Raw genomic sequence first — 14,796 nt, 5'->3', positions numbered from 1 at the left:
ATTGACCCGTCGGGATGAGAGCACATGCCAGCCGACTCCTAGCTGCGATTCTCCGGCGGCATGGCAATTTGCAGCTTGCGTACCTTTCCACGTCCCACGATGTACCCGCGGCCAGGGATGAAGTCCTTGCTGATCCTGCCCAACGAGGTGTTCAGGAGGGTATCCCCTTCCACATCTCCAGGGTTGAGCAACAGTCCACGCCTGCCCGACTTGAAGGGCTGGGCCAAGGACCACGCCTGGGACCAGGTAGACGTTTCGGACTCACCCACCACCCATTGATCGGCCTTGATGGCAGCCGTGACCAACCGTCCCACGCCCGATTCCGCCAACGTGTCTGTGAACTCGGTCAGGCCCTCGATGAAGATGGCCATGCTGCCCGGGTTGTCCGTGGCTTTGTCGATGAGGTCATCCACCACGTCCGAGACCTCGTCCGGCCCCACCAGGGACCTGCTCCAGATGTTCAGCGAGGCAACCGCAGAGCGGCGGGAGCCGATGTAGATAAGATCTGTCCGCGGGTTGGACCGCCGCAGCGCGTACGCCAACGTGACCAAGGCAACTGTTCGTCCGGCTCCTGGCGGCCCCGCCAGCAGGAGCGAACCCTTGGCAGCGATGGTGGCCGAACCCAAGGTCTCGTCGTCCACGCCAATAACAGGATTGTCCGGTACACCGGTGGGCAGGATATCCAAGTCCACAAGTTCCGGAAGCCGCTGGATTTGTGGTGCCTGCTCCAGGCCCTGGCGCACCATGGCCTGGCTGAGTTTGGACACTTCGCGCGCCTGCAACGCCAGGTTCGAGTTACCACCCAGCACTGCCAGTTGGACTTCCAGCCCATCGAGCAAACCGCGGCCCGGAGGCGAGGCTGCGTTGAGGACGTCCTTGGGCACATCGAGTGTCATGTAGTCGTCTTCGGAGCTCAGACGCAGGACCAAACGCTTTTGGATCGAGGCAAGGAGCGACGCCGGAACAGAGTTGGTTCGGTCACCGCTCACTACCAAGTGGATACCCAGGGGACGTCCATCGGTTGCCAGCTGGAGGAAGATGTCCCACAGTGCGGACAGGTTGCTGTACTCATAGCCTTCACGGAAGGCGGACATGCCGTCCACCAGGATGAAGATACGCTTTTCGTCCGGACGGTTTGCGAGTTGCCGGTATTCAACAATCGTGGAAGCCCTGACCTCGGCGAACCGCGTCGCGCGGTCATCGGCGACCTCCTTGAGCCAGCGCAGCAGGCGGCCAACCCGCTCGACGTCGTCGCCGTTGATGACCTCCCCCACGTGCGGAAGTCCGTCCAGCATCTTCAAACCTGAGGAACCACAGTCGATGCCGTACACGTGGACGGGCCCACCACGCGGCGTGACGGCAGCGGCGATGGCGATTCCGCGCAGCGCCGCTGACTTGCCCGAACCACCAGTACCGTAGACGGCCATGTTGCCGTCCTTGTCCGGTTCGTAGAACACGGTGGGCTGGTCCTGGTGTGCGGGGTCGTCGGCCACGCCCAGCAGGAGTCGCTCGTCCGTGCGGGGGTTTGGCAGCTTGGAGAAATCGTAGGTCATGGCTAGTTCGTTCAGCCACGGCTTCCGTGGTGGTTCGATCGCAAGGAAGTCCGCCGCCCGGATGATGTTGCCGGTCATTCTGGCGATGTCGTTGGGGCCTGCGGGTTCTTCCTCCACAGCTGCGGCAGGCGGTGGCTCCCAGGAGGGACCGGATCCGAAGGCCATCTCCACGATGTCGATCCGGGGGCGCTGCGGCTTCTCTGTGGTCCAGCCACCGGCGTATCCAGTTTGGAACCCTTGGATACGCCCTGGCCCGGTCTTGGCTGCGCCACGGCCCGGAATGGAGGGATCGAAGTAGGCGGCCGTGGGGACGCCAAGAATGTCCACCGCATCCACTTCATCTGCCATGCGCAACGCAACGCGGAGGTTCGTGTTTGCCCGCAGGTTGTCCTTAATGACGCCCGCAGGGCGCTGCGTGGCGAGGATCAGGTGCAACCCCAGGGAACGTCCACGGGCAGCAACGTCCACCACGCCGTCAACGAACTCAGGAACCTCAGTTGCCAGCGCCGCGAATTCGTCCACGATGATGATGAGGTAGGGCGGCGCCTCAGGGTCTGCTTCACGCTGCAGCGCCAGCAGGTCCTTGGCCTTTTTACGGTTCAGGAGGCGTTCACGATAGTGAAGTTCGGCCCTCAACGAGGTCAGGGCCCTGCGTACCAGGTGCGGAGACAAGTCGGTGACCAGCCCCACAGTGTGGGGCAGGTGCAGGCAGTCCGCAAATGCGGCACCACCCTTGTAGTCCACAAACAGGAAGCTGACGCGGTCTGGGCTGTAGGCCGCTGCCATTCCCATCACCCAGGATTGCAGGAACTCTGACTTACCAGCGCCAGTGGTTCCGCCCACCAGCGCGTGTGGTCCCTCGTTCTTAAGGTCCAGATAGAAGGGTTCAACGCCCTTGGAACCCACCAAGGCACGCAGGCTTCCGTTGTCCTTGCGGTTGGGCACGGCCGTGGCATGGACTGAATTGTTCTCCTGCCAGCGTTCGGCGACGGCCTGCGGGTTGTCCATCAGTTCCTTGCCGATCAAGGTGGCGTAGGAAACGGCACGCGGGAGGTCCGAATCGTCCTCGAGCGGATTTCCAACGTCCACCAGGGGCGACATCATGCGCGCCAACTGAGTGGCGAGATCGGCGTCGAGGCTTTCGCAACTCACCGGGTAGGTGTGGCGGCCAAGACGGACCTGGCCCGTGGTGGTGCCGTGATCGCCGTCGACGGAGAGGAAGTCCCGACAAGCAGCAGGCAGGGACTGCACATTCGCTGCCACCCACATAACGTGCACCCCGAAGTCCGGGCCTCGCTCCACCAGCCGCGTCAGCCGCCCCCGGTCCACAGGTGCATCGTCCTCAACAACTACCAGGACGGCAGGGATCACAGGGCCATGAATCTCTTCGTGCTCGTCCTTGAGCGCGGGACGCGGCTGCGGACCGGGTTCTGTGGCCTGTGTCTCGCGCTGCTCCACCAGGTCCTCCAGGCGCGACAACAGCGAGGCGCCAGCAGCAGGCCCTGCGGCCAGATGGTCGCCGGATAGAGGGCTGTGACCGGAACCAACGTGCGGGAGCCACTGCAACCAGTCCCAACGCTCACGCGAGCGGGCCGAGGTCAGTGCAGTTAACACGACCTCCGCGGGCGAGTGGAGGCCCACGAGCTGAAGCACCATGCCCCGGGCGACATCGTCCACCACGCTGCGGTCCCCTGCCACGCCGAATGAACCAGAAGTTCGCAGCTGGGACACGATCGGCACGCCATCAATGACGCGGACCTGCTGCAGGCATTCCTGGATTTCCCTCATGTACCGGGGTTCGGTTTCGTTGGCACCGGGTTCTTCGAACTGAATCCGCGACGGCGCAGATCCGAGTCCGAACCGGACTCCAAGGAAATGCTGATGCTCAGGGCGGTTGGTCCACAGGAGCGGGCCAAGTTTGTAGATGGCATCCACGGTATCGCTGACGGATGGCGCTTCCTGAAGCCGCACGGCCCGTTCAATGTTCTGTTGCCGGTCAATGTCTTCGCGGAACGCAAGCATGGAAGCCTGAAACTGCTTATGGCCTTCCTTCGCCTGGCGCTTGCTCTGCATCTTGTGATCCACATAGTGGCCAACAATGAACAGCGGCATCATGGCCATGAAAAGCACCGACAGCAGGTTCTGGGTGAATGCGAAAAGCACGCCACCCATCAGCAGCGGGGCGATCAACATGATGTACGGGAATGGTTGGTGTTCGGGACGTTTGGGGCCAGCTGGCGGCACACGCTTGGGAGACTCAAATCTCGGCAGCACACGAGGCGAGCGGTTGAAGTCGACCAGCGGCGATGACGGGCCCCCTCCATGGTTCCGCGACAGTGACACAACTCCCACGGTGGTATCGCCCAAGGTCACCGTATCCGAGGATTCAAGCGTCGCCCGGGTGACCGGCAAGCCCTCCATGAGGAGTCCGTTGGCCGAGTTCGTGTCCACGATCTCCACGGTCTCGCCAACGGTGATGCGCGCGTGGCGCTTGGACGTCAGCGGATCCGAGAGACGGATGTCGGCGTCCCTGTCCCGGCCAATGTAGCTGGTGCCGAATGGCAGCGAAAATTCGCGTCCGACGTCGGGCCCCGACATAACGCGCAAGGTCGCCGCGGCTGACCCTCGGTTTTGGCCGTTGGTACCGCCGTTGCCGTTCGAGGCGAACTGCTCGCTCACCTGCGCGAGCGAAACCTTGGACCCTGGCCGCAGCCCGGACTCGAGCAGATTATCCGAGGGCCTGAGGACATGGCCTGAAAGCCCTCCGCCCACGAACGCTTCGTCCACGCTGATGGACAGGTTCGACGGCGGTTCGGTCCCCTTGCGTGCGGGGTCGGCGGTCCAAAGTTCGGTGGCGATGTCCGCCACGGTGGCGCGACCATCCACCGTAACGGCGAGGTCCTTTGCTTCCGCGGGGTCTCGCCGCAAGGTCAAGCGGAACTTCATGCTTCGTCTGCTCCCGACATGGTTTCCAGAAGGTACAGGTCCGCGGCTGTCACCAGGTGTGAGGTCACGGCGTGCTCCACCAGGCGGGCTCGGCGGTTGGTAGCGAGTTTGCCCACGCCACCACGCAGGCCCACGACGCCCACGCGATCCAATTTGTCGCAGACGTTGTCCAGCTTGCGGTTGAAGCGGGTCAGGGCCCACCCGAGCCTCTTGGCCGCCTCCGCCGACGACGGGATGGCGCTGAAGCCGGTGCCATCCCGCCGCAGCATGGGCTCGGCGAGGGCGACGATCAGGGCTTTCTGCGAGTCGGTAAAGACCACAGGGCCAATGGTGGTGTCCCCCGCTTGGTCCTCATCCCTGGCTTCATGCCGGAAGGACGGCGTCTTCAGATGCACGGCGAACTCATAAGTGGTAGGCCCGGCGGTGAAGATCACGTTGGTGTGGCTGAAAACGAGCGGAATCCGGGCGCCCGGAGCCAACCAGGCCTGCATCCCGCCCGATCCGTCCGCGACGGTCGCCGAGAGCATGCTGCCTACATTGCTGAGCCACCACATGCCGTCATAGCGTGCAATCTGCAAAAAGCGCCGGTGCAGGTACGGGTTGTCGTCGACCTCCAGGTCGCCTTCCCGACCGATGTCAAAGACGTCTTCGTCGGATGGTTCGTACCATTCGCCACAGAAATCTATTGCTAGATCCCCCATGATCTGTGCCTCCTCAGATGGCCGTAAATGAGCTTCATGTGACTCCTGCTAATCCACGCAGGCAATGGATCCCTGTCCTCCGGACGAGGCACTGCCGTCAGCACGTACTATCAGCACTTGGATGCAAAGAGGCGATTCCGTGCCATAGGCCAGTGCATGGGGTTCCACTTCGGAACTGCTGTATTCACCGTCGAGGACGGCTGTCTTGTATCGCCATTTGTACGTGTCGCCCTTCTTGGGCTGCGGGTTCTTCCACTCGAAATCGGCGAAGTCGGGCTCGTCCGCCCTGCGCTTGCCGACCAAGCCTTCCACGTCAGGAACCCCGCCATCGCCCAGGGCGTCAACGGGCTGCTTGCTTGACGTCTCCGTGGGCGCCACTTTCGGCTGCGCCTGAGCGCCCAGGACCACGCCAACCACAATGGCGACCACCAAAACCGTGGCACCGGTCGCCGCCAGCCAGAGATTGCGCTTGCCATGGTCCAGAGCGGGCGCATCGTCTTGGGACGCCGGCGATGCGCCGGCAGGTGCCTTCGAGCGCCGGACCGTTGCGCCTACGTCGTCCTGCGGACGCGAAGGCTGCCAGCCGCGGAGAACCGTCGACTCCGCCACCGCCGGTTCCCCGGCCTGTCGGTAGTCCCTGATTGGCACGTGGAACTGCGGCGGGGTTTGCTGGGCCGGGTTTGATTGGGTGGGACTTGGCTGTGCTGGTGCCTGGGGGTTGTTTCCTGGAACCGTGGACGGGAAGGTCCGTGCCGGGAACGTGGGAGCCGAGCCAGTGGTAGCAGTTCCCGATGCGTCAGGATCGATTGAGGCGATGCTGCGGACGCGTGTTTCCTCGAAGTTGTCATCAGGGTGTTGCTCGTCTCCGTGACCCGGTTCTTCAAGCACCTCGAAGGGCGTCACCGACAGGTTCAACTCAGTTTGGATCCGCTGCAACGCCAAGGCAAAAGCGTGGGCCGATGAGTAGCGGGATTCCGGAGACTTCGCCATTGACGTGGACAGGACGAGTTCCAGGGACTCTGGAACGTCAGCACGGCCGAGCCTTGGCAGGGGCGAATTGGTGATGCGGGAGATCAGTTCCCGCTGCGAGTTGTCCTGGCCGGGAAGAACAAACGGTGAACGACCCGCAAGGAGCGTGTACAGCGTGGCACCAAGCGCCCAAATGTCCACCGGAACGCCATCGACGGCCCCGCCGCGGAATTGCTCCGGCGGTGACCACGGGATGGACATTCCGGCATCGTCCTCGGTATCGGCCCCAATGGTCCCCGAAATGCCGAAGTCGGTAAGGGCGGGACGGTTGTAGTCGGTGACCAGGATGTTGGCGGGCTTAATATCCCGATGCACGATGCCGGCCCTGTGTGCGGTCTCGACGGCGGATGCCACCTGGATGCCGACGGCAAGGACCTCATCCACGCTGAAGCGCTGGCGGCGGTAGCGGACATCGAGGCTGGGCCGGGAGCAGTACTCCATGGCCAGGTAGGAATGGCCGCTCTCCGTGATTTCCGCTTCGAAAATCGTCACGATGTACGGGTGCGAGGACAACTGCGCCATCAGGTTCGCTTCGGACTCGAATCGGCGGCGCGCGCCCTCGGTCTTCAAGTCGGACAGCAGCACCTTGACGGCTACTTTACGGCGCGGCCTGTCCTGCTCGTACAGGTACACGTCAGAGAAGCCACCGGAGCCCAGCAGGCTGACGTACTTGAAACCGGGGATGGGTGGAGGCGGCGCGGGGGGCCTCTTGGAACTCAAAGAATCTCCTCGAAACGCAATGAAATGTCGTCACCCAGTTCAGCGATGTCGCCGTCCAAAAGGATGGCCATCTCGTTTTGGGCGAGTCGGCGGGGTGCTTGGCCTTCTCTAATGAGCACGGTTCCGTTCGTCGCTTTGAGGTCGCACAGCATGACGTGCCAACCCTCCAAGCGAACCTCGACATGTGAGCGGGAAATGTCCCCGCCGGGGCTCTCCACCTGCAACAACTTGGGCATCGTGCCGCCTTGGACGCGGGATACTGACGGCTGCCTCCCAATAATGAGCGACTGATCCAAGTCGATCAGTTCACCCGTGGATAACCGCATCCTGCCCAAGCGGGGACGCGGGACCTGGAGGGAATCACCGGATAGGGCGGAACCACACGTGGCGCATTGGGAGTATGTAGGCGGGTTGGCATGACCTTGGGAGCACACCCGTGCTAAAACGCTGGGACCATTGCCAGCCGCGGCATCCTTCGGTGCAACCCCGGGCACAGCACCTTGTGCGTCCTGGCTGACGATGCTGCTCTTCATGATCGTCTGCCCGTCATGATCAGCATCGCCCTCTGCGGGGACACCGTCCAAAGGCAGGTTGCCCACTGGCGCGCTGTTCGTTGGCGTGCTGTCCGTTGGCGTGTTGGGCCGAAGCGCGGGCATCGACGCCAAACCCGCCGGTGCCGGCTCCCATCCCGCCGGAACCTGCGGCGCAGGGTTGCGATTCCCTGAAGCGGGAGGGGTTGGTGGCGGAGCAATCGATTCGACCCGTTCGTCAGCTGCAGGCACTTCGCCAGGGCTTCGCAGCCAGGGAACGGACTCGATCAGTGCAGGCACATGCCCAGGACTTGATGCCGATGCTGCCGTGGGTCTTTCTAACGCCGGAGATTCTGGTGCTGGAGTTTCTGGTGCCCGAACTTCTGGTGCCGGAGTTTGTGGCGCCGGAGTTTGTGGCGCCGGAGTTTGTGGCGCAGGCGTATGGGCCGCCGGAGCATCGTGATCCTCAGATTCGTCGTCCACGCGCACAGCTGCGTCTTCGATGTTGCGCATCACCGTCTTGTCCCACAGGTGGTCATAGTTGGTGGTCGTCTCCAGCGAAGGAACTATGGGATCCGCGGTGCTGGTGTGGACGGGAACGTCCGAGGATTCTTCAGCGCTTTCGGGCTGTTCGGGACTCTCCGGCTCAACATGACTTTCGGGCTGTTCCGGCTGCAGGTGACCTTCGGAATGTCCGGGCGCGATGGTCAGACCGAGGTCCGCATCGGCGTAGCCAATCATGGTTTCATCGGAAACCACTGCCAGCCCCGGAACCTTCACAGTGGCGGGTTGGAGCACCACCACGAGGGAGGCAAGCAGAACCACGCCCTCCTCCAGCGGCAAGCTGCCATCCGGCGTCGAGATTTTACCAGGATTTGAGCCTATCCGCAGGCTGTACGAATCAGCCGCGGTGAGCCGGCGCTCCGTCCAGGTAGTCACGTCGCGTCCAGAGACCACCTCTTCCCCGGCGGACATTTTCACAACGAGTTCGAGGTCGCCGCGAAGGAACACGCGCAGGGCGTCTTTGGAGTCGATGATGCCAAAGGGCGGGATGCGACTAAGGGAAACTCCGAAAGCCTCGGTCACTTCGTGGAGGACCTCATGGGCTTCGGGCGCGGACGCGAGGAGCTCCCACACGGAATCGATCAGGGCAGGCGACGTGTCCGGACCGAGCAGCACCACAGTGCCCTGACGGACGACGCCGAACCAGTCACCACGCTGGTATCGGGCGTGGGGCGGGTTGTTACTGCTTTCCATCCAGGCCCTCCTCCTGGTCAGTTCCTGTCACCCAGGCCCTGGGGAGAGTGTCCTCCTCCACCTCGGATTCGGTCTCCGGGCGCGGCGCGGTGGTGGCGATGCCGGCGTCGTTAAGGACGTTCTTGGCGTCAACCACAATCACCGTGACGTTGTCCCGTCCGCCACTGCGCAGTGCAGCCTGGATCAAAGCATCCACTGCGTCCTGCGGATGGGCCACGGTGCTGAGGATGCGGAACAGGTGGTCATCCCCCAGTTCACCGTTCAACCCATCGGAGCAGACCATGATCCGGTCCCCCTCCTGAATGGGCAGCAACCAGAAATCCGCCTCCGTTTCGTCGCCAGTGCCCAAAGCGCGGGTAACCACATGCCTGCGGGGGTGAACGGCAGCCTGCTCGGCCGTGATGTCACCGGAGTCCACCAACTCCTGGACTTCTGAATGATCGACGCTGATCTGGGCGAAATTCCCTTGGCTCAGGCGATACGTCCGGGAATCCCCGATGTTCATGACCAGCCAATAGGGCACGCCCATTTGTTCCACCACCACGACGCCGGAGAGCGTGGTGCCCGCACGCGCTCCCGTGGCTTCGCGGATGCTGGCGTCGGCCTTCAACAGGCACTCCTGCAAGTCCGCCGCCGAAGCCGAACGGACCCCTGCCGCGAGGACAGGGGAACTGCCCAGGGTCCGCACACACACGCCACTGGCGATCTCGCCTGCCTCATGGCCTCCCATGCCATCGGCCACCGCGAAGACGGGATCCGAAGCTATGAAGGAGTCCTCGTTCAGCTCGCGACGCAGTCCGCGGTCCGTGCCGTATCCGTAGCTGAGTTGGAAGGCGGATCCAGCGGCGTTGGCGTCGGCGGGGCTGGCCGGCTGTGAGTTCATGCTTGTCCTAGGTGGAAGGAACGGTCCCCGAAGTGAACGGTGGAACCGGGTCTGACGAAAACTGCTTCCCCGGGCTGAAGTCGGGTCTGGAGGCCATCGGGGGTAGTGACAGCGCTGCCATTGGTTGAGTTGCGGTCTGTGACCCATACTCCATCTCGATCAGCACGGAGGTGCAAGTGGGTCTTGGAGATGGACCTTCCAGGATCCGAGACGGCCAACAACTGCTCCGCAGCTTCCCCAGGCTGGGGTGCGGGATTGCGGCCAACAAGGACGGTACCACCCAGCTCGACGTCCTGGCCGTCGTCAACACGGATGCGGAGCACGGCCTCCACCCAGGCATTTCCGGGGCGCATCTGCGTCCGCTCGACGTCGTCGTCCGGGTGGGCATGGGCAACGGGAGCTGGCTTTGGTATTGGGGCTGGAACTGGGTTTGCCATTGCGGTTGCCCTGGACATTGATGGCATGGGTGACACCACTGGCTGCACGGGCGGCAGCTCCACGGGCGCGAAGCTGTAGGGCCCCTGGATCCCTCCAGTAGCGACCGGGTTGCGGCCCGCGTGGACGTCGAACACCAAGGACTTCGCTGCCTTGTCATGCCAGCCACGTAGCTTGCCGTTCCTGTCCCAGGCATTGGAAACAACCACCAGGACGGCCCAAACCGCACCAAGGACCATGAGGGGGAGGGTGATCCACAGGACCAACCCAAGCAAGCCAAGGCCCAACAGCACAGCACCCAGGATTGTCCCGAGCAGAAGGAGTCCGCCTGTGAGAAGGCCACGGACAAAAACCACGCCGGCGCCCGGTGCGTAGCCATCGGCGTCGGAGCTGCGGATGCCCATCAGTTGATTACCGATGGTGTTTCCGGACCGGGCTTCGATTCCGAGCAGCACAAACACGTACAGAACTGTGACACCGAGGCCGATGCTCCCCAAGAGGACCAGCAGGGAGGTGTCGTAGACGATGAAGCCGTTCCGCCGGCTTTGGGTGATGCCCGCGATGCCAAGGGCGAACGTGGTTGCCAGGACGGCAACGGGTCCCAACCAGTCCAGCACTGCGGCACCCAGTCGTTTTCCTGCGGATGCCGGCACCAGCTCGAGCTGTGCAGTCATTGTGGTCCCCCCTGGCCCCGGATGTACGTTTGCAGCTGCTTCACGTCCCGGCTGCATCGGTGCTGTTGACGCCGGCACTACCGAGATACTACCGGGATCGGGCAGGCCTTGCCGGGTTGCGAAATCAAGGGCCGCAGCCTGGGCACGGTTGACGTTGCGTTCCTTCCGGGCTCCACGATTGGTTAGCGGCGATCCGCAATGAGTACAAAAAGCTGCGCCGGGGCGGACCGGGTGTTTGCAGGCCGGGCACAGCTCAGCTTCACTACTCATCAATGCTGCCCTTCTTCTTGAACAGGTTGCCCGCGGTGAACATGCCACCCTTCGTGGGGGCCGGGGGTGTCTGTTCCCGCCGGCGCAGCGCGGCCCTGCCATCGGAAAGCAACGACCTCGGCGAGAACCGCGCCTGCTGCCGTTTCCAGAAACCAACGCTTCCGGTGATGTCCTCAAGCGAGGAATCCACGATCTCCCAGTACTCCTTGACCTCTTCCTCGCTGGGTTGCCCCGCCCCGAAAACCGCGGCGTCAGCCCTGTGCGCCAACATCGTGGTGGTCGCCCCTGTAACAGGGAAGGCATCGGCGATGACAGCAGCCGATTCCCGCCGCGTGGACTTGGTGTCGATCGAGGCGCCCATGTCAGTGGCAAGGCTCAACACCTCGTTCCACCCACCGCCGACCCGCTGGGCGGGGTGGCCTTCACGAAAACGTGCCTTCCGGCGTCGTGATTTCAGCAGGAGGATCAGCAACAGCGGCAAGGCGAGAATCCCCAGCGGAATCATTGCCACGCCGATCGCGGCAAGCAGCGGCCCCCAGAACAGCCACGGGTTGTTTTTCTTCTCGTCAGCATCCAAGGCATCCGGGGTGGAATCCGGCGGGAGGTCCGCGGGCTCCTGCGGCGGGGGCGGCGGCTGTAGCACCTGAGGCTTGGGCTTGGATTTGTTCTCCGGGTCCGGCGGGATCGGGATGTTGTCTTTGGGCGGGGTGGGATCGAACGATACCCAACCGACGCGGTCGAAGGCCACTTCCACCCAGGCGTGCACGTCCTTGCCCAGGATCTTGACGTCTCCCGCACCGTTTTCCGGGCTCTTGGGATCCGGATAGAACCCCATGACAACGCGCGAAGGGATGCCCAGGTGGCGCAGCATGAGTGACATCGCGACGGCGTACTGTTCGTCATCGCCCAGCATTTGCTTGGCGGAGAGCAGGCTGCGAACGCGTGCCGCACTGTGACCAGGCAAGCTAGGCAACTGGCCGTCGGCCACCAGGCCGTTGCTGAACGCCCCGCTCTTTTGGAAATGGGCTTCGATCTGCCGCACCCGGTCGATCGCCGTGGGAGCGTCAGCCGAGAGCTCGTTTGCCTGCGAGGCGACGATCGGCGGTACTTCCTGGGCTTCGGGCAACGTGAGCTTGGCGAAGTCGTACTGCGTCAGCTGGCCATGTTCAAGAGTTCCCGGATCAGAAACCTGGACTGTGTAGTTGTCGCCCTTTGCCAGGCCCTTGGTGGTCACTGCCGTATCGGTGCCGGCGTTGAAGTACAGGCCCGACGCCGCCCCGGAGCTCTGCAGGAAGCTCATACCTGTGGTGTGGCGGCCGCCCGGGACAAAATATCCCTGGTAGTCCTCAATGCTGATTTCCAGCGTGTAATTGGTTCCGGCTACAGGGCTTCCAGTATCGGCCAGCGTGTTCAGCGAACGGGCATCCCCCACCTTGCTGAAGTTGCCGGAACTGTTGGGATCCATGGTGTAGTTCAGGCCGTTAAAGGCATCCAGCGCCGCAAGTCGCACGCGTGCGTCCTTGGGCAGACCCTTCACGGTGAACAGCGTCTGGTCTTTCTCGTCCTTCACGAAATTACGGAAGCTCGCAAGCGGCGTGATGTAGTCGCGGGGGTCGAACGGCGGAACGATCGTGTTGCGCAGTACCTTCCGGTCGTCGCTCGCAGTCACCAAAGGCGAAGCGACTGCCGTGATTCCGACGGCGGCTACCACCACGGCAGCAGCAGTCCCCAGGCGGCGAAGCTTCCCGCGGCGGGCAGCACCGGCGTCGGACTCAGCCCTGTTGGCCGAAACGGTCTTGGTGCTGCTCTGCCGGAGTGCGTCACGGCGGAACGTCGCCCAGAGGATCGAGACAATAGTCAGCGAAATGCCGCGCTCCACATTAAGGAAGCCTGCGCTGGTACTGAAGGCGATGCCGGTGACGAAGAGGACCAGGACCGGCAGCAGCGGCCAGTACGGACTCTTCAGGCGCCATGTCAACAAACCCGCAGCCAGCGCGGTGATCATTGAACTGAGGAACGGCACAATGAGCATGCCGTTGGCCGTGCCCACTGGCACGCCGACCGTGAGCATGTCCTTCCAGGCAAACACGATCCCCAGCAGCAAGGTCTGCAGCGAGTCGAGGCTCGGCAGGACCCCGAGGACGGCTGAGTCCGGCACAGCCAACGCCGAACCGAACAGCATGTACGCACCGAAACCCAGTGCGGAGGTGATCAGCAGTCCCAAACGGAGATGCGCGTTCAGGATCGCGATACCGAGCCCGAGGAAAATGCCGCCCACGCCGGCGATGATGTAACGCGGGTCGCCACCGAAGCTCAAGCTGAAGCCAAGCACGCCCAGGAACAGCAGGACCACCAGGGCACCGCAGTCCACGGCAAAATGCCACAGGGGCCGGCCGTCGGCGAATGGCGAGCCTGCGTTGGCACGCCTGGCGCCACTGCTGCTGTCCCTGCGGCGCGCGCGAAGATTTGGTGCGGTGCTCATGCTGCCGCCTTTCTCAGCACGATTGCCAGGTCATCGAGGTCGCCAACGGTAAGGACCGTCAGGTCTGCAATGTTGGCCCTCGACGGCGCCGCTCCAGGTTGGACGCGGACGGCCAGGCTCCGAACGCCCGGCGGAACGGACGCCGCCGCGGTGCGAAGCTGCGTTGCCGTGACGTGGCTCCCGACCACGAAGAACACCACCGATGCGTTGGGAACGGTATCCGAGAGGTTCCGGGCGAGATCGACGGCGGTCTTCCGAAGAGGCGCCCCCACAATCCTGGTCATGTCGTCCAGCAGGTTGCGGCCCGTTTCACAGCGGAGCGGTCCCTTTTGGGTCAGGACGTCCAGCTCACGCTGCTCCCGGATGGCTTGCCGGCCGATGGATGCGGCAACGGAAATGGCCATTTCGAATTCGGGTTCGGAATCGTACTCGTCGGTGTTGATGGAGAGCGAAATAGCCAGGTGCGCGCGGCGCGTTTCCTCGAATTGCCGGACCATTAGTTTGTTGGTGCGGGCCGTTGTCTTCCAGTGAATGTGGCGGCGATCGTCCCCCGGAACGTAGTCACGCAATGCGTGGAAGGACACATCGGCGCTGGAAAGTTCCGTGGTGGGCATGCCTTCGAGGTCGCGTATGAAGCCGGCAGCCGAGCCTCCCAACGGTACGGTGCGCGGGTGGACGAAAAGGTCCACCGGCTCAGTCCAGAGCACGCGCCGCCGCAGTAGATGGAGCGGATCAGCACGCACGGATCGTACGGGACCGACAACAATCACAGCACGCCGTGCCGTCGGAATGGTGAAAAGGTCCTCATGTACCTGGGCCGGCTTCATGCGGGGCAAGTGGAAGACAGCGGTCGCGGCACCCACCGGCAACTCCAACGCGGCGGGCAACAGCGGCCTGGCCGAAACGTTGGACACTGCGATGCTGCCAACTGCATCGTCCCCCACTGCCACACGGGTGCGGGCCAGGTCCAGGACCACGCCGTAAGCCGAGCGGCCAACGATGAAGCCGACCGCCAACAGAAACAGCAGGAAAGCAACCATGGCGGCAGACTTCGCCTCTTGCCAACCCCAGGCCTGCCCCGCGATCCACAGCCCAATAGCCGCAGCAAGGACCACCCAGCCGAGCACACTCACCACGGAAAGGACAGGCCAAGCGAAGCGAAGCCACAGTTCCCGCACCTTGGCCCATGCCGGTGCGACAACGTCACCTGCTGTTCCCACTGCTTCAGCCCATACGGCCGAAGGATGGAGTTTGCCAGCCTTCTGGATGCCGGGTTTGCGCTGCCAAGCACCGACTACTTTGTTAAGCGTTCGCAC

At 63.3% G+C, this 14,796-nt stretch carries 8 protein-coding genes; all 8 read right to left on the bottom strand.

Annotated elements, in window-relative coordinates; genetic code table 11:
- Positions 1 to 38 precede the first annotated feature (38 nt).
- From AC1DD5_RS06565 to AC1DD5_RS06530, 8 genes are read right to left on the bottom strand one after another with little or no spacing between them, the layout of a single operon-like run.
- A complete protein-coding gene (locus tag AC1DD5_RS06565) occupies positions 39 to 4,499 on the bottom strand; it encodes an FtsK/SpoIIIE domain-containing protein (protein WP_477520922.1) in 4,461 nt (1,486 codons plus the stop codon).
- Entirely contained in the window at positions 4,496 to 5,200 is a 705-nt protein-coding gene (locus AC1DD5_RS06560; RefSeq protein WP_442006335.1) for a hypothetical protein, read from the bottom strand. Before AC1DD5_RS06560 ends, AC1DD5_RS06565 begins: the two co-directional genes overlap by 4 nt.
- Before the next feature lie 48 nt (positions 5,201 to 5,248).
- Positions 5,249 to 6,949 (bottom strand): serine/threonine protein kinase, encoded by a 1,701-nt coding sequence (locus AC1DD5_RS06555; RefSeq protein ID WP_477520921.1) that lies wholly within the window; start codon positions 6,947 to 6,949, stop codon positions 5,249 to 5,251.
- Complete coding sequence (locus AC1DD5_RS06550; RefSeq protein ID WP_477520920.1) at positions 6,946 to 8,736, bottom strand: FHA domain-containing protein; 1,791 nt, start codon at positions 8,734 to 8,736, stop codon at positions 6,946 to 6,948. The genes AC1DD5_RS06555 and AC1DD5_RS06550 overlap by 4 nt, the downstream gene beginning before the upstream one ends.
- Positions 8,723 to 9,619 (bottom strand): PP2C family protein-serine/threonine phosphatase, encoded by an 897-nt coding sequence (locus tag AC1DD5_RS06545; RefSeq protein ID WP_477520919.1) that lies wholly within the window; start codon positions 9,617 to 9,619, stop codon positions 8,723 to 8,725. Before AC1DD5_RS06545 ends, AC1DD5_RS06550 begins: the two co-directional genes overlap by 14 nt.
- Positions 9,616 to 10,998, bottom strand: a complete 1,383-nt coding sequence (locus tag AC1DD5_RS06540; protein ID WP_477520918.1) for an RDD family protein — start codon at positions 10,996 to 10,998, stop codon at positions 9,616 to 9,618. The genes AC1DD5_RS06545 and AC1DD5_RS06540 overlap by 4 nt, the downstream gene beginning before the upstream one ends.
- Positions 10,991 to 13,480 carry a transglutaminase TgpA family protein gene (locus AC1DD5_RS06535; protein WP_477520917.1) on the bottom strand — a complete coding sequence of 830 codons (2,490 nt, stop codon included), beginning with the start codon at positions 13,478 to 13,480 and terminating at the stop codon, positions 10,991 to 10,993. The genes AC1DD5_RS06540 and AC1DD5_RS06535 overlap by 8 nt, the downstream gene beginning before the upstream one ends.
- Positions 13,477 to 14,748 carry a DUF58 domain-containing protein gene (locus AC1DD5_RS06530; protein ID WP_477520957.1) on the bottom strand — a complete coding sequence of 424 codons (1,272 nt, stop codon included), beginning with the start codon at positions 14,746 to 14,748 and terminating at the stop codon, positions 13,477 to 13,479. The genes AC1DD5_RS06535 and AC1DD5_RS06530 overlap by 4 nt, the downstream gene beginning before the upstream one ends.
- Positions 14,749 to 14,796: the final 48 nt, after the last annotated feature.

The organism is Paenarthrobacter sp. 10L420, assembly GCF_056395385.1.
The sequence above is the reverse complement of the archived record's forward strand: the minus strand, read 5'-3'. Positions and strand labels throughout refer to the sequence as shown.

Coding starts and splice junctions, on each gene's coding strand:
- AC1DD5_RS06560 (WP_442006335.1), bottom strand. CDS start 5,200: ATGGGGGATCTAGCAATAGATTTCTGTGGCGAATGGTACGAACCATCC.
- AC1DD5_RS06550 (WP_477520920.1), bottom strand. CDS start 8,736: ATGGAAAGCAGTAACAACCCGCCCCACGCCCGATACCAGCGTGGTGAC.
- AC1DD5_RS06565 (WP_477520922.1), bottom strand. CDS start 4,499: ATGAAGTTCCGCTTGACCTTGCGGCGAGACCCCGCGGAAGCAAAGGAC.
- AC1DD5_RS06545 (WP_477520919.1), bottom strand. CDS start 9,619: ATGAACTCACAGCCGGCCAGCCCCGCCGACGCCAACGCCGCTGGATCC.
- AC1DD5_RS06540 (WP_477520918.1), bottom strand. CDS start 10,998: ATGAGTAGTGAAGCTGAGCTGTGCCCGGCCTGCAAACACCCGGTCCGC.
- AC1DD5_RS06535 (WP_477520917.1), bottom strand. CDS start 13,480: ATGAGCACCGCACCAAATCTTCGCGCGCGCCGCAGGGACAGCAGCAGT.